17 protein-coding genes are annotated in these 18,421 nt (G+C 65.1%); 12 read left to right on the forward strand and 5 right to left on the reverse strand.

The window, feature by feature from the left end; translation table 11 throughout:
- Positions 1–25 precede the first annotated feature (25 nt).
- A complete protein-coding gene (locus tag LDO41_RS29395; protein WP_223994712.1) occupies positions 26–463 on the forward strand; it encodes a MarR family winged helix-turn-helix transcriptional regulator in 438 nt (145 codons plus the stop codon).
- A gap of 68 nt (positions 464–531) precedes the next feature.
- Here the strand turns inward: LDO41_RS29395 and LDO41_RS29400 are convergent, their stop codons facing one another.
- Entirely contained in the window at positions 532–1,245 is a 714-nt protein-coding gene (locus tag LDO41_RS29400; protein ID WP_223994714.1) for a dienelactone hydrolase family protein, read from the reverse strand.
- 199 nt (positions 1,246–1,444) lie between these two features.
- On the opposite strand from LDO41_RS29400, the gene LDO41_RS29405 reads away from it, so the two are divergent.
- On the forward strand, positions 1,445–3,283 hold the full coding sequence (locus LDO41_RS29405) for a ShlB/FhaC/HecB family hemolysin secretion/activation protein (protein ID WP_223994715.1): 1,839 nt from the start codon (positions 1,445–1,447) through the stop codon (positions 3,281–3,283).
- Between the two features lie 120 nt (positions 3,284–3,403).
- Here LDO41_RS29405 and LDO41_RS29410 read toward each other — a convergent pair whose 3' ends face one another.
- Positions 3,404–3,802, reverse strand: coding sequence for a hypothetical protein (locus tag LDO41_RS29410; RefSeq protein WP_223994717.1), 399 nt, complete (start codon positions 3,800–3,802; stop codon positions 3,404–3,406).
- 295 nt (positions 3,803–4,097) lie between these two features.
- Here LDO41_RS29410 and LDO41_RS29415 point away from each other — a divergent pair, with 295 nt between their 5' ends.
- On the forward strand, positions 4,098–4,892 hold the full coding sequence (locus LDO41_RS29415) for a GNAT family N-acetyltransferase (protein WP_223994718.1): 795 nt from the start codon (positions 4,098–4,100) through the stop codon (positions 4,890–4,892).
- Positions 4,893–4,916: 24 nt separating this feature from the next.
- Here the strand turns inward: LDO41_RS29415 and LDO41_RS29420 are convergent, their stop codons facing one another.
- Positions 4,917–5,621: a phospholipase D family nuclease gene (locus tag LDO41_RS29420; RefSeq protein WP_223994719.1), complete on the reverse strand. Its 705-nt coding sequence runs from the start codon at positions 5,619–5,621 to the stop codon at positions 4,917–4,919.
- A gap of 54 nt (positions 5,622–5,675) precedes the next feature.
- Here LDO41_RS29420 and LDO41_RS29425 point away from each other — a divergent pair, with 54 nt between their 5' ends.
- Complete coding sequence (locus tag LDO41_RS29425) at positions 5,676–5,882, forward strand: dodecin (RefSeq protein ID WP_223994720.1); 207 nt, start codon at positions 5,676–5,678, stop codon at positions 5,880–5,882.
- A 42-nt stretch (positions 5,883–5,924) separates the two neighbouring features.
- On the opposite strand, the gene LDO41_RS29430 is transcribed toward LDO41_RS29425, so the two are convergent.
- Positions 5,925–7,601, reverse strand: coding sequence for a ShlB/FhaC/HecB family hemolysin secretion/activation protein (locus LDO41_RS29430; RefSeq protein WP_223994721.1), 1,677 nt, complete (start codon positions 7,599–7,601; stop codon positions 5,925–5,927).
- A 178-nt stretch (positions 7,602–7,779) separates the two neighbouring features.
- Positions 7,780–9,309: a collagen-like triple helix repeat-containing protein gene (locus LDO41_RS29435; protein ID WP_223994722.1), complete on the reverse strand. Its 1,530-nt coding sequence runs from the start codon at positions 9,307–9,309 to the stop codon at positions 7,780–7,782.
- Between the two features lie 561 nt (positions 9,310–9,870).
- Between LDO41_RS29435 and LDO41_RS29440 the strand changes: the two genes are divergently transcribed.
- The 8 genes from LDO41_RS29440 to LDO41_RS29475 all read left to right on the forward strand — a co-directional run bounded on the left by LDO41_RS29440 (position 9,871) and on the right by LDO41_RS29475 (position 18,415).
- Complete coding sequence (locus tag LDO41_RS29440; RefSeq protein WP_223994723.1) at positions 9,871–11,097, forward strand: collagen-like triple helix repeat-containing protein; 1,227 nt, start codon at positions 9,871–9,873, stop codon at positions 11,095–11,097.
- A gap of 440 nt (positions 11,098–11,537) precedes the next feature.
- Positions 11,538–11,738: a Flp family type IVb pilin gene (locus LDO41_RS29445; RefSeq protein WP_223994724.1), complete on the forward strand. Its 201-nt coding sequence runs from the start codon at positions 11,538–11,540 to the stop codon at positions 11,736–11,738.
- Between the two features lie 218 nt (positions 11,739–11,956).
- Complete coding sequence (locus tag LDO41_RS29450; protein WP_223994726.1) at positions 11,957–12,418, forward strand: TadE family protein; 462 nt, start codon at positions 11,957–11,959, stop codon at positions 12,416–12,418.
- A gap of 90 nt (positions 12,419–12,508) precedes the next feature.
- A complete protein-coding gene (gene cpaB, locus LDO41_RS29455) occupies positions 12,509–13,462 on the forward strand; it encodes a Flp pilus assembly protein CpaB (RefSeq protein WP_223994728.1) in 954 nt (317 codons plus the stop codon).
- A 114-nt stretch (positions 13,463–13,576) separates the two neighbouring features.
- Positions 13,577–14,926 (forward strand): type II and III secretion system protein family protein, encoded by a 1,350-nt coding sequence (locus tag LDO41_RS29460; RefSeq protein ID WP_223994910.1) that lies wholly within the window; start codon positions 13,577–13,579, stop codon positions 14,924–14,926.
- A gap of 34 nt (positions 14,927–14,960) precedes the next feature.
- Positions 14,961–16,178: a pilus assembly protein gene (locus tag LDO41_RS29465; RefSeq protein WP_377745014.1), complete on the forward strand. Its 1,218-nt coding sequence runs from the start codon at positions 14,961–14,963 to the stop codon at positions 16,176–16,178.
- Position 16,179: 1 nt separating this feature from the next.
- On the forward strand, positions 16,180–17,496 hold the full coding sequence (locus LDO41_RS29470) for a CpaF family protein (protein ID WP_223994730.1): 1,317 nt from the start codon (positions 16,180–16,182) through the stop codon (positions 17,494–17,496).
- Positions 17,489–18,415, forward strand: a complete 927-nt coding sequence (locus LDO41_RS29475) for a type II secretion system F family protein (RefSeq protein WP_223994731.1) — start codon at positions 17,489–17,491, stop codon at positions 18,413–18,415. The genes LDO41_RS29470 and LDO41_RS29475 overlap by 8 nt, the downstream gene beginning before the upstream one ends.
- Positions 18,416–18,421: the final 6 nt, after the last annotated feature.

Genomic DNA, 18,421 nt, shown 5'->3' on the forward strand with positions numbered 1-18,421 from the left:
TCCGACGATTTCTCCGTTTCGACACATGACACGCAAGGCCGCAGCACCGCTTACCAAGCAGGAATTCGAGGCACTGTCTGATTTTCGTTATCAGCTGCGGCGCTTCGTGCGCTTCTCGGAAGACGCGGCGCGTGGCGAGGGCATGACCGTGCAGCAATACCTGCTGATGCTACATATCCGCGGGTTTCCCAATCGCAACTGGGCTTCGGTGGGTGAGCTGGCTGAGCGGCTGCAGACGCAGCAGCATGGCGTGGTGGCGCTCGTCAATCGTTGCGAGACGGCGGGACTGGTTGTGCGCAAGGCCAATGCCGACGATCGACGGATTGTCGAGGTGCATCTGCTGCCGAAGGGCGAGCGCAGTCTGAACCGGCTCGCGCTGCGACATCGTACCGAGCTGGAGTCGTTGCGGAATACGTTCCGGGTAGCGCGGATTACGGCGTTTAACGATGAGGGCGATGAGTGAGGGGTGTGCCCTCACCCCCCACCCCTCTCCCCGAGGGAGAGGGGAGAAAACCGTAGGCCAGAACTTTCCTAGCTCAGGTGTTGCGACAAGAAGGTCAGGGCGCGGCCGTGGGCCAGGGCGGCTGAGGGCTGGTGGTAGGACGCGCGGGCCCAGCAGTTGAAGCCGTGGTCGGCTTTTTCGTAGACGAACACTTCCGTATTCGGCTTGCCTGCGACCGCCGCGCGAATCTGTGCCACGTGGTCGAGCGTGATGTGGGCGTCCAGCGCGCCGAAGTGAAATTGTGCCGGGACGCTCAGCGCTGGCGCTTCCTGCAGATTCGCGTGAATGCCACCGCCGTAGTACGGCACCGCGGCGTCGACGAGTCCGCGCGCGGCCGAAAGGTATGACAGCAGGCCGCCGAAACAATACCCCACCGCCGCCACCTTGCCGCCGTTGGTTTCCGCGCGCAGTACCTTGACCGTCGCCGCGATATCGGAAATGGCCGCTTCGACGTCGGTGGCCTTGCGCAGCGTCAGCGCCTGCTCCATGTCGGCACCCGCATAGCCGAGCTCCACGCGCGGCGCATTGCGCCAGAAGATATCCGGCGCGAGCACGACGTATCCATCCGCCGCGTATTGGTCAGCGACCGAGCGGATGTGTTCGTTGACGCCAAAGATCTCCTGGACCAGCACGATGCCGGGACCGTTTGCCTGCTTGCCGGCGGGCGGCAGGCTCAGATAGGCATCGAAGCTGCCATCGTTCGTTTCCACTTGAATCCAGCGACTGTTGGGCGTGCTTGCCATGTGTGAGATCTCCGGAGATGGATCGGGAATGAATGAGTGCGCCAGTGTGCCATCGCCATCAAGTTGATGCTGGACGACTGGGCAAAGCGCTTTCAATTTGCTTACGCAGATCATATCGGACGCATCTTTAGAGATATTCCGAGAGGCAAGACGCGTTTGCTATGCGATTGTGACGACCCGTCACAATCATCGATGTCTCATGCCGATTCGTCAGTTTGTTTCGCCGGTTGCCACACCTTATGTCACCCTCTGTGCCACCCGCTACGCCACGCCGTTTGCCACCGTGCTTGGCGCGATCTGCGCGATGCCCGGGTTTGCCACGCATGCGCTCGCGCAGCAAGGAGTACCGGCGCAGGCCCAGCCTGATGCCAGAGAGCCCTCGCGGCTGCTGCGCCGCGATCAGATCATCGAAAATCAGCAGCAGGAGCGATTGCAGGAGGACCAGGAACGCGCGTTGCGCGCATTGCCCGATCCCGAGGGCGCAGATCTCGAATCGCTGGCGCCGCGCGTGGAGGCGCCCGAGGTCAAGGACGATGCGCGCGCGGCGTGTCGCGAGGTGCGCCATATCACCATCGGTGGCGACGCGCAGCGTGTGCCGGCCGATCTGCTGGAGCGCATTCGCAAGGAGTTCGAGGGCCGCTGCCTCGGTGCTGCCGAGCTTGGTTCGATACTCACGGAATTGACGCGGCACTTCATCGTGCGCGGCGAGGTGACCACGCGCGCGTATCTGCCCGCGCCGGTATCCGACGAGGGCGACCTCGAGATCAAGGTGGTCGAAGGTGTGATTGAGCGCTATGACGTGGATAGCGACCGTGCGCGTGCCATCTGGCCACGCGGTGTGTTTCCGGCGCGGCCCGGAGATTTACTCAATCTGCGTGACCTCGAGCAGGCCGTCGAGCAGATCAACCGGCTCTCGTCGAACGATGCGCGGCTCGAGCTGCATCCCGGCAGCGCACCGGGGCAGACCGTGGTGCGTGTGCAAAACCGCACCACGCGGCCCCTGCATCTGTATGCGTCGCTCGATAACCTGGGCACCAAGGCGACTGGCCGCAATGCGTTATCGGCAACGATCACGGTCGACAGTCTGCTCGGCTTCAACGAACTGTTCGCGCTGACGCGCCGGCAATCGGTCTTTCCGCTTGAGGGCGAGCACCGGTCCGAGGCGACCGCGCTGCAGGCGCAGGTCCCCTACGGCTATCACACGTTCTCGGCGCAGTGGAGTCGCAGCAGTTATCTGAATACCGTGGCGTTACCGCGCAGCGGGCGCAAGCTCGCTGTCGAAGGTCGCACCGATGTGCTTAGCGTGGGCGACGATCGCGTGGTGTATCGCGATGGCCTCTCGCGCGTCTCGGTCTCGGGCCGCATCTCGTTGCAATCGGGAGAGACCTGGCTGGCGGGGCAGTCGATTGGCGTCGCCAGCCGTGACTTCACGTTTGCCGAGCTCGGCGTCGGTGGCACCACGCGCTGGCTCGGCGGCATTTCCACGGGCCGCGTGGCGGCGGTGCGCGGACTGGCGGCGCTTGGGGCGTATCACGATCCGGCCGGCCTACCCGACGATGCGCCGCATGCGCAGTTCCAGAAGTTCACGATGGGGCTGAGCCATGCGCGCCGCCTGCGGATGACAACACGCCATGCACTGATCGTGTCCGCGCAATTCACGGGGCAGTACTCGCTCAACACGCTGTATGGCTCGCAGCAGATCCTGATTGGCGGGCCTGGCTCAGTGCGCGGATTCCTGAACCACACGCTGGCGGGTGACCACGGCTACTACGCGCGCGCCGAAGCGAGTCTGCCATGGCAGGCGTCGCATGGTCCCAACACCGTTCGGGGGCGCTTCTACGCGGGCATCGACTGGGGCACGGTGGTCAACCGCAATGCGGCCGTGCCGTCGGGCGCGCTGACCGGCGTTGCTATCGGGATGGTGGCGAACTGGCGGGCGCTGAGCATCGATGCGTCGGTGTCTCGGGCGGTGCGGGCGCCATCGGCGAGGATGCGCGAAGGCACCGTGTTTGGCGTGCGTGTGAGCTGCGCGATCTGAGGCGGCTATCTTCAAAAATCCGCAAAAAAAATGCCGGAACCCGACGGGGACGGGTTTCCGGCATCGGACCGCGCGGAGCGGTCGCAGTACTACTGATCGATCGGCGCGGGCTAAATTGGATTACCAGCGCAACTGCACATTCTTTTGTCCGGGGCCAAGCGTGGTGCGCTTGGCCGCGCCTTCATACGTCGCTACCACCTGATACGACGCCCGCGGTCCCTTGATCAGGCAACGCGGACCGTCCGACATGAATTCCGCAACCTGCTTGCCGTTGCGCATGAGCTTCACGTTCACGTCCGCGAGGTATTCGCCATTGCTGCCCTTGGTGAACAGCAGGCCCATGTCGTAGCGGCTGGCCTCCGAGCGCAACTGCTGCTGCTCGTCCTGGGCAACGCCGCCACAGACATAGGTGAACGGACCTGCCGTGGCGGTGGTCATCTCCGCGTGGGCCGCCATCGGGGCGGCCAGCGCGGCGAGGAACGCTGCCGACACTGCCGCACGTCTGGAACCGGATTTCATCTGCCTACCCATCTGCCTACCCTCATGCGCGGCCTGTCCGTACGGGAGTACCTCAGACCGCTGATGATCATGGCTCTAGTAGATATCCGGTGGCGCGTCTCGTATGTCAGTGTTTGGCTGAATTTTGCGACAGCGCACGACGGCGGGCTGCATTTCGTCGCTTTTCATACGGTACCCATCGTGCGTTCTGCGCGATCCCGGTCGGCTCAGGAAGACTGCGAGTGCGGTGTTCGCTATGGTCCGCTACTTGATTTCAAGCACGGACCACTCGAATGGAGACGACGTGACGGCACCAATGATTGAACTGGTTGAGGCTGACGCCTGGAGCGATATGTTTGCAGCGGCGCCGGCGGCCCTGGCGCAACGATTCGGCATGGCGACGGGTCGGATCGGCGGTCATCGCTTGTTCGCCATGCGTCAGTCGGCGTCGACGCTCTTCAATCGGGCGCTCGGCTCAGGTGTCGAGGGCCAGGGCGATATCGCTGCGCTCGATGCGGTGCTCCCGTGGCTGGCGGAGCATTGCGCCGCGCGCTGGGCCGTCGTGCTTGCGCCCTCGGCGGTGTCGGACGCGCTCTCCGCGAAACTGTCGGCGCGCGGATTGGCCGTGCAGACCGATGGGCTGATGAAATTTCATCGGTCGGCGGCGCCGGTCGTGGAGCAGCCTCGTTGCGCATATGACATTCGACTCGTAGGCGAGGATCGGTCGGCGGATTTTGGTGGCACGGCCGAGGCGGCGTTCGGCCTCGATGCCGGGCTTGGCGAGATGTTCTCGGCGCTGTGCGGGCGGCCGCACTGGCGGACGTATGCCGCCTACGACGGCGACACCCCGGTGGGGGTGGGCGCCGCGTATGTATCGGGTGATTTTGCCTGGCTAGGCGTGGGGGCAACGCTCGAAGGGTATCGCCAGCGCGGCGTGCAGAGCGCGCTGCTCGCACGCCGGATTCATGATGCGCAGGCGCTTGGCGCGAAGACGCTGACGATCGAGACGCATCGTATGGGACCCACCGAAGCCCCCAACGGATCCCACCGCAATGTGTTGCGCGCCGGGTTTACGCCGGCGTACTTCAGGCAGGTCTTTTTAGGAGCCTGAGCTGGCGCACGGTCAGCGCACCGATCAATACTCGGAGGACTGGCGGAAGCGGGTGTTCCAGTTGTCGGTGTAGGCGCGCACGATCGTCGAGTCGCCGCGGATCAGCATGCCGTTCTCGGCGTTGCGCTGTTGCGCGGCCTTCGTGAAGTTGAAGGACCCGGTGAACACGGCCTGGTCGTCGAACACCATGACCTTGTTGTGCGCGATGGCCGGCTTGGTGTCGACCACGACAGGAATGCCCGCGTGCTTGAGGAAGGTGGCGCTGGTGTAGCGCTCCGACGCCTGGCTCTTGTCGACGATCACGCGCACATCGACGCCGCGGCGGTGCGCGTCGGCGACGGCTTCGGCGATGACGGCGTTGGTGAACGAGTACGCCTGGATCAGCAACTTGTGGCGCGTCTTGCTGATGGCGTCGACGATCATGTCCTGGCAGCTCGGGCCGTCGGGGACGAAGCACAGTGTGTAGCTGCTGCCGCTGGCGAACGGCGCGGGACGCGCGGTGGGGGTGCCGATGGCATCAGCCAGGCTTTCCAGCGAGGAAGCCAGGCGCGCGTGTGACGGGTTGACGAATCCAAGCAGGGCGACGGCGAGAAGCGCCACGGCGGGGAGGAAGCGGGGACGGATAGAGCTGAGGGAAGCGGGCACGGCGATGGAAACGGGTTGGCGGCAGCGAATGAAAAACCGGCCCGCAGGGTAGCAGGCCGTGCCTTTCTGAGCAATATCGATCACACCCGCTTACGTGTTTCCTATGATGGAGAGACACCCAACCCGAAAGGAGTTCTCATGTCGAACCACACGTACAAGCTCGTCGAGATCGTCGGCACGGCGGCCGATGGCACGGATGCGGCGATTCGCAGCGCCATTGCGAAGGCCAACGAGACCATCAAGCATATCGACTGGTTCGAGGTGGTCGAGACGCGCGGTCATGTGGTCGACGGCGCGGTGGCGCATTTTCAGGTGACGTTGAAAATTGGCTTTCGCGTGAATTGACGGCCCGGCCCCTCTCCCTCGGGAGAGGGGCAAACAACGCGTTCAATCAAACTGATACGACCACAGCAGGTTGACGCGCGGGGAGCGGTGGTCGGCGTTGACGGGTTTGTCGCCGACCGGTTGTGCGACCGAGATGTCCATCGAATAGAAGCGGCGGTCGGAAAAGCGCAGGCCGATGGCAACCGAGGCCAGGCTGCGGTGCGACAGCGAGAAGCTGTTGGAGAACACGCGCGCCATGTCGTACGAGATAAACGGTTGCAGCGTCTTAAGGTACGTGAAGTCCACCGCGAACAGGCGGTTGATTTCCGCGGACGCGCCAAAGCCCTTGTCGCCCGCGACTTCGCCGGCGGGGTAGCCGAGGCCGAAGAAGCGGCCGCCGAAGCTGATCTGCTCGCTCGAGGCGAGTTTCTGCGCGCTGTACTGTCCCGCCGCCGAGAAGGCGACGCCAAAGCCCATCGGCAGATCGTTGGCCTGCGACATCAGCAGACGCGTGCGCACGAAACTCAGATCGTTCTGATTGTTCTCGCGATTGGCCCCCAGTCCGTCGATGCCCTTGAACAGGCCGAGCGTGGCGCTGCGCGTCACGCCCTCGCCGCGGAACTGATAGGCGAGCTCGGCGCTGGCCACGCGTACGTTGGTGCCCAGCGTGACTTCGCGTCCCGCGCCGGGTTGCACCGCCTGGGTGTAGCGTTCGAACTGTTCATTGAGATAGAAGCCGCCGGTGCCCGTCAGGGTATGTCGGTTGCTGAGGATGAATGGATAGCTCAGCGAGGTGCCGACACGCTTGCTGTCATTGACGTAGCGTGAATTGAAGCCGATCGGCGCAAGCGTCGAGTTCTGCGGATTACCGCGATAGTGCGAGGCATACAGCTTGGCCAGCATGCCTTCGGTACCCAGCGGCTGCGCGTAGCTGGCCGCGTAGTACTCCTCGCTGTCGCGGCCCTTCGGATAGAGCGCCGACACCGAGATCTGCTCGCCGAGCGGCGTGAGACTGTTGGTGGTGGCGGTGGCAATGCCGCGCACGCCGGGCGATACATATTCCAGACCGGTGCCGAACGTGAACGGTTTGCGCTTGACGTCGAGCACCATCTCCGACGCGCCATCGGTGGTCGTCGGCGGCTGCACGGTGGCGGCCACCTGCATGCCAGGCTGCTGCGCGAGCACGTTCACATAGTGCTCGAAGCTCTCGTTGCGCAGCGGCCGGTCTTTCTTCAGCTGTTCCGCGATATTGCGCAGACGGCCTTCGGCCGGACCGGGCTTGCCCTTTACGACCACGTTGGAGACGTAGCCCTCGACCACAGTCACCAGCACGTCGCCGTTCTCGAACGCCTGCGCCGGCACGAAGGCGAATGACAGCGGGTAGCCCGCTTCCTTGTACATCGCGGTGACTTCTTCAGCGGCCTTGAGCAATTCGGCAACCGTGATCTCACGGTTGGCGAGCGGCGAGAATTTGGCGGCGATCTGATCGAACGGCAGCGTCTTGACGCCCTCGATCTGGAACCGGCGCGGGGTGAGGCGCGCGGCCAGCAGGTTCTGCAACGCGTTATCGGGACGTTCGACCTGGACGGTCACATTGCTTTGCGGTGGCTTGGCCGGTGCGATATTCGGCAGCGTTTGGGTCGGATCGCCCTGAATCGGGCTGCGTTCGGCGAGTGCGAACGGATGGTGGCAGGCACCGACGCCGATGATCAGCGCGGCAACGCGGTTGCGTGTACGCATGGTGATACCCCAGAAAAAAGTGAACTGCATGCCGGCTATTTATTCGCGACCGCCGAGGGCGGCCCTGCGGCGTGGCTCGCCCGGCAGGGGTGCCGTTCCCTCCTGCCGGCTTTGCGAGTGACCGCGTTATTGCTGGGTAGAGCGCCGCGACGGCGCAGGCCGTCGCGAGAGTTGCCGCTTAGCGCTTGGTGCCGCCGGTCAGACCACCAACCAGACCGCCGACCAGGCCGGTGACCGGTGCCAGCGGATTGGTGCTGGCGCCCGAGCCCGAACCGGCCGCGGGAGCATTGCCGCCGGAGAGCGCGGTGGTCACGCCGCTGACGAGGTTGGTCACCGGAGCTAGCGGGCCACTGGCCGCACCGCCATTTGCAGCGCCGCCCACCGCACTGGTCAGGCCGCTGGTCAGACCACTGACGAGGTTGGTGACGGGGGCGAGCGGGCCGCTGGCGGCACCACCGTTGGCACCGCCAGTCAGGCCGCCGGTGAGACCGCTGACGAGGTTGGTGACAGGAGCGAGGGGGCCGCTGGCGGCGCCACCGTTGGCACCGCCGGTCAGGCCACCGGTGAGACTGCCGACGAGGCTCGTGACCGGCGCGAGCGGGCCGCTGGCGCCGCCGTTGTTGCCACCCGTCAGCCCACCGGTGAGGCCACCGAGCAGACCCGTGATCGGCGCGAGCGGGCTGCCGCCGGTGCCACCGTTCGGGTTGTTGACGAGACCGCCCACCGACGCCACCGTGTTGCCCGCGCTGGTCACGATGCCGCCCACGCTCGAAACCACCGGCGTGTTGGTCTGCGTGATCGTGTTGCCGCCATTGGCGAGCGCGCCGCCCAGTGCGCCAAGTAGCGTGCTGACGGGCACGCCCAGGCCCGTGGCCGCGCCAAGGTTCTGCGTGGTGTTGGTCAGTTGCGAGGTCAGCGGCACGATGGCCTTGCTGACGGTGCTGGTGATCTGCACCACCGGGCCCGTGGAGAGCGCGGTGCCGAGCTTGTCGCCCACCTTGTCGACTACGCCACCCACTTGCGTGACGAGGTTGCCGACGGGCGTGGTCACTGCGGCAAGCGGTGCGAGCGCGCCGGTACCGAGACCGGATACCGCGCTGCCTGCATTGCTCACCGCACCGCCGAGCTCGCTGACCACGTTGCCGGTGCTGGCCACCGTGGTACCAAGCGGGTTGGCGTTGTTCGGCATGTTGCCAAGGCCATCCTTCACGCCATTGCCGAGCGCATTGACCGCGCCGCCGACCGAGGCCAGCACGCCACCGAGACCGTCCTTGGTCTGCGTCGACACCACCGGCAGCGGGGCGTTCTTTACCTGGTTGCCGATATCGGTGACGGCGTTGCCGACACCATTGAGGATATTGCCGGCGTTGTCGACCACAGTGCTGGTCGGTGTCTTGACGACGGTGTCGCCACCGTTGTTGCCGCCATTGTTCCCACCGTTGTTCCCGCCGTTATTGCCACCGTTGTTGCCACCATTGTTGGCGTTGTCGGTGCCACCACCCGTGCCGCCGTTGGTGCCGTTGGTGCCACCAAGGCCGCCGTTGGTACCGTTGTTACCGGAATTGCCGGTGGTGCCCATCGACGTTGAGCCGCTGCCGCTTGCGCAGCCTCCCAGGGCGAGCAGCGAGCCGACCAGTGCGGCGAGGATGACTTTACTTGCGACCGTATTGACTGCGTGCTTCGAAGCACGACGTTGTGCGTTGCGCATGACCGTTTTCCTTTTGATTACCCGACAAAGATTCACGACGCTGTTTGCCGCTGTTGTGTGTTGCATGTGGCGGCGCGCCGTACCCGTATGTCGTTAGCGCAAGCGATGTGCCAGTCGACCGCGTCTCTACCGCTTCTGTGGGGGGTCGTCGCGGGAAGCCGCTTGCGGCAAGGGTTTGCGCGTGATCGCTCAAACATGCGCATGAAGCAGGCGGTGTCGCGGCGGCCTGTGTTTCGCGTTACGCGTTACGTAACGAGGCGGTGACGGCGAAACACGTTACGTGACACGTAACGTCTCCGCGGCGTTTGGCGCAACCGTGCCGCGGGCTTTGGTGATCGCCCAGAGAGCCGCCTGTAACAAGGCTTTGCGACGTGCGACACAGGATCGTTTGAGACAGGCGTCTGCGCTTGGCACGCGCTTTGCGGAACAGGGTCCGCGAAATTCGACAGTGCATCGATGAATGCAGCGGTCCGATCCGAACGGGTGGTTGGTCACGCAGATGTCGATCGAGCGCAAGACGCCGCGCGGGATCCATAGCGAAGAACACCAAAGGAGAAAATCATGAAGGTCACAACCCACCGTCCGATGAATCTGATGGCCATCGCCTCCGCGGCGGCTCTCGTCATGCTGGCCGGCTGCTCCTCGAGCGGCAATGGCGGCGGCGGCGCGAATCCGAGCGGCCCGAGCACTCCCGGCACGCCGACCAATCCCACGCCGCCCGCGCAGACGCCCCAGACCACGCCGATCGGACAGGTCGGCAACGGCGCTGGCAATACCGTGGTGGCTACGGGCAATGCCGTGAGCGAGATCGGCAAGCAACTGCAGGATGCGAATCTGCCGCTGCTGCCCGATGCCACGCAGAACGCGACTGGTGGCGTGCTGATCAAGGCCGGTGAAACCGTGGCCACGCTGGGCAATGGCGTGCGCGCAGGCCTCGGCCAGATCGGCGCGGTGGACAACCCCGTGGGTGTGACCGTGGGTAGCACCGGCAATGTCGTGGTGAAAGCTGGCGAGACGGTTTCGAGCGTCGGCGATGTCGTGAAGTCGCTAGGTAGCGATCAGCTCGCGCCGCTGGCACCGGTGGCCAATCCGGTGGGCGGCATCGTGCAGAAGGTGGGTGAAGTCGTGCAGACCGGCGGCGGCAAGCTCGGCGATGCGCTGAACAACGGTCCCGTCGCACAGGTGACGCAGACGGTGAGCAAGGTGATCGTACCGCTGACCACGCAGGTCACGAACGCGACACAGACGGTGGGTGCGGCCACGGGCCTGGGCTCGCCGGTGAACTCGCTGCTGACGACGCTCGGCGGCACAGTTGCGAGCGGCGGCAGCATGATCACGAATACAAAAGCGCCGGTGGTATCGCCGCTCGGCGGCGTGGTGACTGAACTGGGCAAGACCGTGGCGGTGGCCGGTGTGGTGCTGCACGGCAATGGCACCGTCGGTGGCAATCCGCTCGGCGGTTTGCTCAATACGTTGCCGCTCTCCGGTGTGACCGGCGGCCTCGGTGGTTCGGGCAGCGGCGGCTCCAGTCCGCTCGCGCCGGTCACGGGTCTGCTCGGCGGTTTGACGGGCGGGCTCGGCAACGCCGCGGGAGGCGGAACGGGAGGCGGAACTGCGGCGGGCCCGCTCGCGCCGGTCACTGGTTTGCTCGCACCCGTGACGGGTCTCGTCGGTGGACTGACGGGCGGGATCAAGGGTGCTACGTCTGGCGCGACGGGTGCTGCCGGTGCGAATGGCGCCGGACAGTCGGGTCTCGGATTGCCGAATCTGCTGGGCCTGGCGCGTTGATTTCCGTCAATGAGATGCGTCGTCGCGTTGCGTCGCACGCATCAGGATCTTCCCTAAACGACTAATTTACGGTGCGCTGTCGTCCTTACCCCGCGCGGCGCATCCTTTTATTCGCAGCACGCAGCGTTTCGGTGCCTACGGTCCGGACGCTGCACTTTCTACATGTTTTTTCCCCCTGTTCTTTAACAATGCGACACAACGTGACGATTCAGCGAGGACTCACTCTGTCTGTTTACTTTGCTTCAAACGCATGTCAGTGCATATCGTTTGTTAAGACATAGCTCGAATGGGGGGTATGTCCAAGACAATGCATGTCTTATAAATTCATCACCAGCGAAAAAAACGCCAAAAATAACTAACCAATTCGAGTTAGTTCGGGCACGGGGTAATAAAAGCAGCGCTGGGGTCGCGAGTTTTTTCTTTCACGTCGGGAGTGAATCATGAAAAAAGTGCTGGCGCGCTTTCACAAGCAACAACGCGGAGCTACCGCGATCGAATACGCCCTTATCGTAGGGCTTGTGGCCCTTGGCATCGCCGTTGGCGCGGAATCGCTAGGCAAGGACATCAGCTCTGGTTTCAAGGACCTTGGGACTAAGGTCAAGGGCATGATGTCGACCAGTAGCCCCACTACCCCTAGCTGAGCGGTAAGACTCGCGTGACCGCATGAGCGTCACGCATACGCCATCGAAACTCTGAACTCCGTTTTGCGTCCGCATAGATCAGATACGCGGATGAGCGGACTCGTGCGTGCGATGGATGTGGGTCGACTTCTGCTTTCGAGCAGATCAGCGAGAACGCTTTCTCATTCAGGGTCCGCGCCACCGGTTTGGCGCGCGGCGGTCTCACGACCGGGTGAAGCATGTCACGACACGGAAACCGGAACCGGCGCCAAACCGCGGGGGTCGCGGCGCTGGAGTTCGCCATCGTACTGCCGTTGCTGATTACGGTAGTGCTGGGGATCGTCTATTACGGCGTTGTATTTGCTCTGCAGCAGTCACTGACGCTTGCTGCGGCGGAGGGCGCGCGCGCGGCGCTGCGCTATCCGCTTGCGGCGAACGGCGGTAATGCGGGAGCAACTGTCGGTCCGCGCGTGCTTGCCGCCGCGCAGACCGCGCAGGCAATGCTGCCGGATTCCATTCGTTCGCTCGTCAATAGCGCAGATATCGCGCAGGCCATCGCATGTACCGCGCCTGCCGGTGCCGTCTGCGTGCGCGTGACCCTGAACCTGCCTACTACGACGTTGCTGCCACAGCTGCCGCTGGTCCCGGTGCCGGCGACGCTCACTGGCAGCGCGACTGTGCAGCTGTCTCCCGATACATAACAACGAGGCGTCTTGCGACGCCGCTGAATTGCCGCGTTCAATCCTGCAGTGTTCGATGACAGGAAAACCGGGTAACAAAAGGGTCGATGCATGAGCAGCAATACGATTCGAATCATCGCGGTCTGCCTGCTCGTGCTGGCGGGCCTGCTGGCGTTGCTCGCCTGGCAGGTCGGCCGTCAGAGCACGCCGACCGTGCAACAACCGGGTGCGGTAGCACTGCATCCGGTAGTGGTCACCACGCAGCCCGTGAAGGCCGGCAAGCCGATAGGTGCGGATGCGGTGCGCATCGAGCAGCTGCCGATCGATCCGGGTGGCGCGTACCGCGACACCGCGCGCGTGGTGGGGCAGGTGCCGCTGGTGGATCTGGGCGCGAATGTCCCTGTGCTCGAGAGCCAGTTGCTGGCTGGCCTGGCGCGTCAGGTGCCCGAAGGCGAGCGCGCGGTGGCGGTGGCCGTCGATGAGGTAATCGGCGTGGGCCATCAGGTGCAGCCCGGCGATTACGTCGATGTGTTCGTGGTGATGCGGCGCGATTCGCAGGAGATTGCGGAAAGCCAGGCGCGCATGCTGCTGTCGCGGCTGCGTGTGCTCGCCTACGGCCACGGTGCGGTCAACGAGGCGGCGCCGCATGAAGCCGAGCAGATGATGACGCGCCGGGGCGATGGCGCGAAGACGGCCGTCTTGTCGGTGCCGCTCGCCGCGGTGAGCCAGCTCGCGATGGCACAGCAGGCCGGGCGTCTGCTGCTGGCGCTGCGCAATCCCAAGGATCCTGAAGTGCCGAGCGAAGGCATGTTCACGGAACCACCCGGCGTGCTGAAGGCGCGCGTGGGCGTTCCGCCGGAAGCCACGCGGGCGCCCGCCGATCGCGCGATTGCGGGCGTGGCGCTGGCGGGCATGCTCGGCACGCCACTGGCGTCGCGCAATACGCCGGCACCCGCCGTGCAGCCTCCTTCGATCGCGGCCGCTCCGGTGCGGCGCGAACCTGCAACGACGACCCGGACTTCCGGCGTGGAAGTGATTCGCGCCGGCAAGCGAGACACCGAATAAGACGAGTCGCACGGTATGCCCAGACACTTCCTCGAAGCCTTGCGACCTGGCGTGCAGGTTGGCGCGCGCAGTCCCTTCACGTTCACCGTTGCGTGCCATGTCGTGGCCGCCGCAATGGCGATCAGCCTTCCGCTTGCATTGACGCTTGCGCCCGTCTCGCCCGCCCATGCACAGGAAGCCGCCACCGGCGCGCGCACGATGCGCATGCTCGCCGGTGCGCAGCAGGAAATTCGCCCCGGCCCCGCGCTCGAGCGTGTGGCCGTCAGCAATCCGGGCGTGGCCGACGCGCTATTGCTCAAGCATCGTAGTGGCGCGCCATCGGTGCTGATCGTCGCCAAGGCGCCGGGCGTGACGGATCTGATGATCTGGAGCGGCGGTACGCCGATCAGCTACACGGTGCAGGTGGATGCGGTGGCGCCCGATCGCGATGGCGCCGACGTCAGCATCTCTACCGCGGGCGCCGCGATCAGCGGCCAGTCTCCCGATGCCGCGGCCGCCGCGCGCGCGCAACGCGCCGCGCGCATGGCGGCCGCGGGTGGCAAATCGGCTGACGGCAAGACCGATGCGAAGGGCGCGCTGATCGTCGATCGCTCGACGGTGCCGATCTCCGGCACCGTGCAGGTGGACGTGAAGGTGATCGAGATCAGCAAGACCGTGATCAAGGAGGTGGGGCTGAACTTCATCCGGCAGAACAGCGGCTTTGCGTTCGGCTCGTTCAGCCCGACCACGCTCAACAAGATCACGCCGAATCCGCAGGGCATGGATATCGAGGGCACGGTGCCGATCGCGAGCGCCTTCAACCTGCTGGCGGTGTCGGCATCGCGCGGCATCTTTGCCAACCTGAGCATTCTCGAATCGAACGGGCTCGTGCGCGTGCTGGCCGAGCCGACGTTGGTGACGTTGTCCGGACAGAGCGCGAGCTTCCTGGCCGGTGGCGAGATCCCGATTCCGGTGCCGCAGGCGCTGGGCACGACGACGATCCAGTTCAAGCCTTTCGGTATCGGCTTGACGGTCTCGCCGACAGTGATCTCGAACCAGCGTATCGCGCTGAAGGTGGCGCCCGAGGCGAGCGACCTCGATCCGTCGCGCGGCATCCAGCTCAACGGCGCGGTGGTGCCGGCGATCGTCACGCGGCGCGCGGACACCATGGTCGAACTTGGCGATGGCGAGAGTTTCGTGATCGGTGGCCTGGTGAGCCGCAACACCGTGAGCAACGTGAGCAAGGTGCCGTTCCTGGGCGATCTGCCCATCATCGGCGCGTTCTTCAAGAACCTGAATTTCCATCAGGAGGATCGAGAGCTGATCATCGTCGTGACGCCGCATCTGGTGAAGCCGATGGCCAAGGACGCGCCCGCGGTAGCAGCCGTGGGTAACGACGGCCGCACCGGTACCAATCCCAATGTATGGGGCCGCTTCGTGGCCGGCGAAATCGTCGATCCCACGTTGCCGGGCTTCTCGCGATAGGAAGCGGGCGACGATGATGCAGCGAGACGTAGAGATCGACTACCTCCTGATGAACACGCGGCGCGACGATGTGCGCCAGTGGCTCGGCGACGCGCTGACGGGGCTGGGCGCGCTCGTCTCGGAGGATGGCTCGCACGAGGCATTCGTCGAACAGATCAGCACGATTCGCCCCGGCCTGGTGTTCCTCGATTTCTCGGGCGCGCAGGCCAAGGTTTCGGGGCGGCTCGCGGAACATGTGGTGCGGCTGTTTCCGACGTTGCCGCTGGTGGCAGTGGGAAACCCGTCGGAGCCCGAGGCGATGCTCGTCGCGTTGCGGGCCGGCGTGCGGGATTTCATCGACCTGCGCGGCAACCCCGCCGATGCCACCGCGGTGGTGAAGCGGCTGATGCTGCCGCGTTCGCAGGTGAAGGCGGCGGAGCCGACGCGGCGCGGCGGCATCGTCGCGGTGCTCGGCGCGCGCGCTGGGGTGGGCGCGACAACGCTGGCGGTGAATCTCGCGGCCGCGGCGCGGCGCGGTGCGGCCGCGGAAGTGCTGCTGCTGGATCTCGGGTTGCCGGTGCGGGACGCGGCGCTGTACTGCAACGTCTCGCCGCAGTTTCATTTCGTCGAGGCGGTGCGCAACCTGCGCCGCTTCGATCAGGTGTTCGTGCGGACCGCGCTCGCCCATCAGGTCAATGGCGTGGCGCTACTGCCGCTGCCGGAAACGTTGGGCGAGTTACGCGACATCTCGTACTCGGAAGCCCTGGCCCTGCTGGAGCGGCTGCGCGCGTTCTTCGATCTGCAGGTGATCGATCTCGGTGGCTTCACCAATATCGATTTCATGGCGCAGATCGTCAACGCCGCCGATCACGTGATGGTGGTGGCCGAGCAGAGCCTCGGTGCGATCGTGTCGGCGGCGGAGCTGCTGCAGGAGTTGAAGAAGCGCGAGATCGAGCGCGACGATCTGCGGCTGGTGGTGTCGCGCTTCGATGCGCGGCTTGGCGTGGATGCCGCGCAGATTGCCGATCGCGTCGGCGTGCAGGCCGTGGAGACATTGCCGGAGCGGCGCGAGGCGCTGTTGCTGGCGACCAACCGCGGAGTGGTACTCGCGGACGATCTACCCAACGATCCTTACGTACGCGCGGTGGATGCGCTGATGGAACGGCTGGGCTATCACGCGGGACAGGCGGCCGAGCGCGGGCTGCTGGCCCGGATGAAAGAGAAACTGCCCGATGCATGGCGCGCGCCGCGCGGCAAGCGGGCTGGGAACTGACATGACGCAAGCGATCGAATTCTCGGACAACGCTTCTGCCCCGTTTCCTGCGTCGCAGGAATTTCACACGATCAAGGAGGCCGCGCACGAACATCTGCTGACCCGTATCGAGGAACTCGGTGCGGAGTTCGGCCGCTGGTCGCGCGTGGCCATCCAGCGCTTTGTCGACCTCGAGCTCGAGAGCTTCACGCGACTGCGCCGCATTCCGATCAATGAGGCGGAACTGCGGCAGATCTCGGAGGCACTGACCAAGGAGCTGGCCGGGTTCGGTCCGATCGAGGATCTGCTCAACGATCCCGCGGTGGAGGACATCCTCGTCAATGGCGCGCTGGACGTCTATGTATCGCGCCATGGCAAGCTCGAACGCATTCCGGTGCGCTTTGCCGATGGCGGCCATCTGCTGCGCATCGTGCGGCGGATTCTGGCGCCGATCGGCCGCCGGCTCGACGAGTCGAATCCGATGGTCGATGCGCGGCTGCCCGATGGTGGCCGTATCAACGTCATCATTCCGCCGCTCGCGCTAGAGGGGCCGGTGGTGTCGATCCGCAAGTTCCGCAAGGACCCGCTTACGCCGGCGGACCTGCAATCGCTCGGCACGATGAATCCCGAGATCTGCGAGCTGCTGGAGGCCGCGGTGAAGGCGCGCTGCAATATTCTCGTCAGCGGAGGTACGAGCTCGGGAAAGACCTCGCTGTTGAATGCACTGGCGACGTTCGTGCCGGTGACCGAACGTGTGATCACGATCGAGGACACCGCGGAACTCGCGCTGAATCACCCGCACGTGGTGCGTCTGGAGAGTCGGCCCGGTGGGTTCGAGGGCACCGGCGTGGTGACGATTCGCGATCTGCTGCGCAATAGCCTGCGTATGCGGCCGGACCGCATCATCGTCGGCGAGGTGCGCGGCGGCGAGGTACTGGAAATGCTGCAGGCGATGAGCACGGGCCACGATGGCTCGATGGGCACGATTCACGCGAGCAGTGCGCGCGAGTGCCTGTACCGGCTGGAAATGCTGGCGGGCTTCGCAGGGTTCCAGGGCAGCGAAGTCAGCCTGCGGCGACAGATCGCCAATGCGATCGACTTCATCGTGCAGATCGGCCGGCTGTCCAACGGCAAGCGCCGCATCCTGTCGATTACCGAAGTGACGGGTCTGGGCGACAACATCATCTCCACGCAGGAGTTGTGGCGTCACGAGCCGGTGCAGGGCCCGGACGGCAGCGAGACCGATCGCTGGCTCTCGCTTGGCCTGATGCCGCATTCGCCCAAGCTGGCGCGTATGCGTCCGGCGGGCTTTATGCTCGACGATCGCTTCGATGTCTAGCGCCGGCCTTCTGCTCGCTGCCATCGCGCTGGTCATTCTTGGCGCGGGCCTGCTGATGCTCGCCTCCGCGCGCGGGAAGGCGCAGGCCGAGGTGGCGCGCGCGCATTTGCAGGCGCAGACCGAGCAGGTGCGGGCCCGATATGCCACGCCGATCGAACCGGGACCGCAGGCGGCCACGCGGGATCTGCGCAGACGTTGGGTAGAACTGCTGCGGCGCGCGGACCTGACCGATACGCGACGCATGTATTTGCGCTTCGGTGTGCCGGCGCTGGTGGCTACGCTGATCGGCGCGCTGGTTGGCGGAGGTATCGGCGGCATGGCGATGCTGGTGGTCTCGGCAGCGCTGATCGCGTTTGTCGTGTCGCTGCGTATTCGTCGCATCAAGGCGCGCATGTTGCGTCAGCTGCCAGGCTTTCTCGATGGCGTAGTGCGGCTGATGGCCATTGGTAGCAGCGTGCCGGCCGCGTTCCAGAACACCGTGGTGAATACCGAGGCGCCGCTGCGCCAATGTCTTGTGCATGCGATTCATCTGCAGCGTGCAGGCAAGGAACTCGATCAGGCCGTGCTGCAGGTCGGCCGTCTGTATCGGCTCGACGAGCTCGTGATGGTGGCCGCTGTGCTGCGGCTGGCCACGCGCTATGGCGGCCGTGCGGATGTGGTGATGGAGCGCACGGCGACGTTTATGCGCGATCACGAGGAAGCGCAGCGCGAACTGATGGCGCTGTCGGCCGAGACGCGGATGTCCGCGTGGGTGCTTGGGTTGCTGCCGCTGGTGATGGCGGGCGGACTGTTCGTGATCAATGCCGGCTACATCCTGTCGATGTGGCAGGACCCCGCGGGGCGCGCGATGCTGATTGCCGCCGGGGGTCTCGAGATTGCCGGCGTGATCCTGCTGTACAAGCTGGCCCGGTCGATCTAGGAGCGA

Source organism: Cupriavidus pampae, from assembly GCF_914271485.1.
Lineage (GTDB): Bacteria > Pseudomonadota > Gammaproteobacteria > Burkholderiales > Burkholderiaceae > Cupriavidus > Cupriavidus pampae.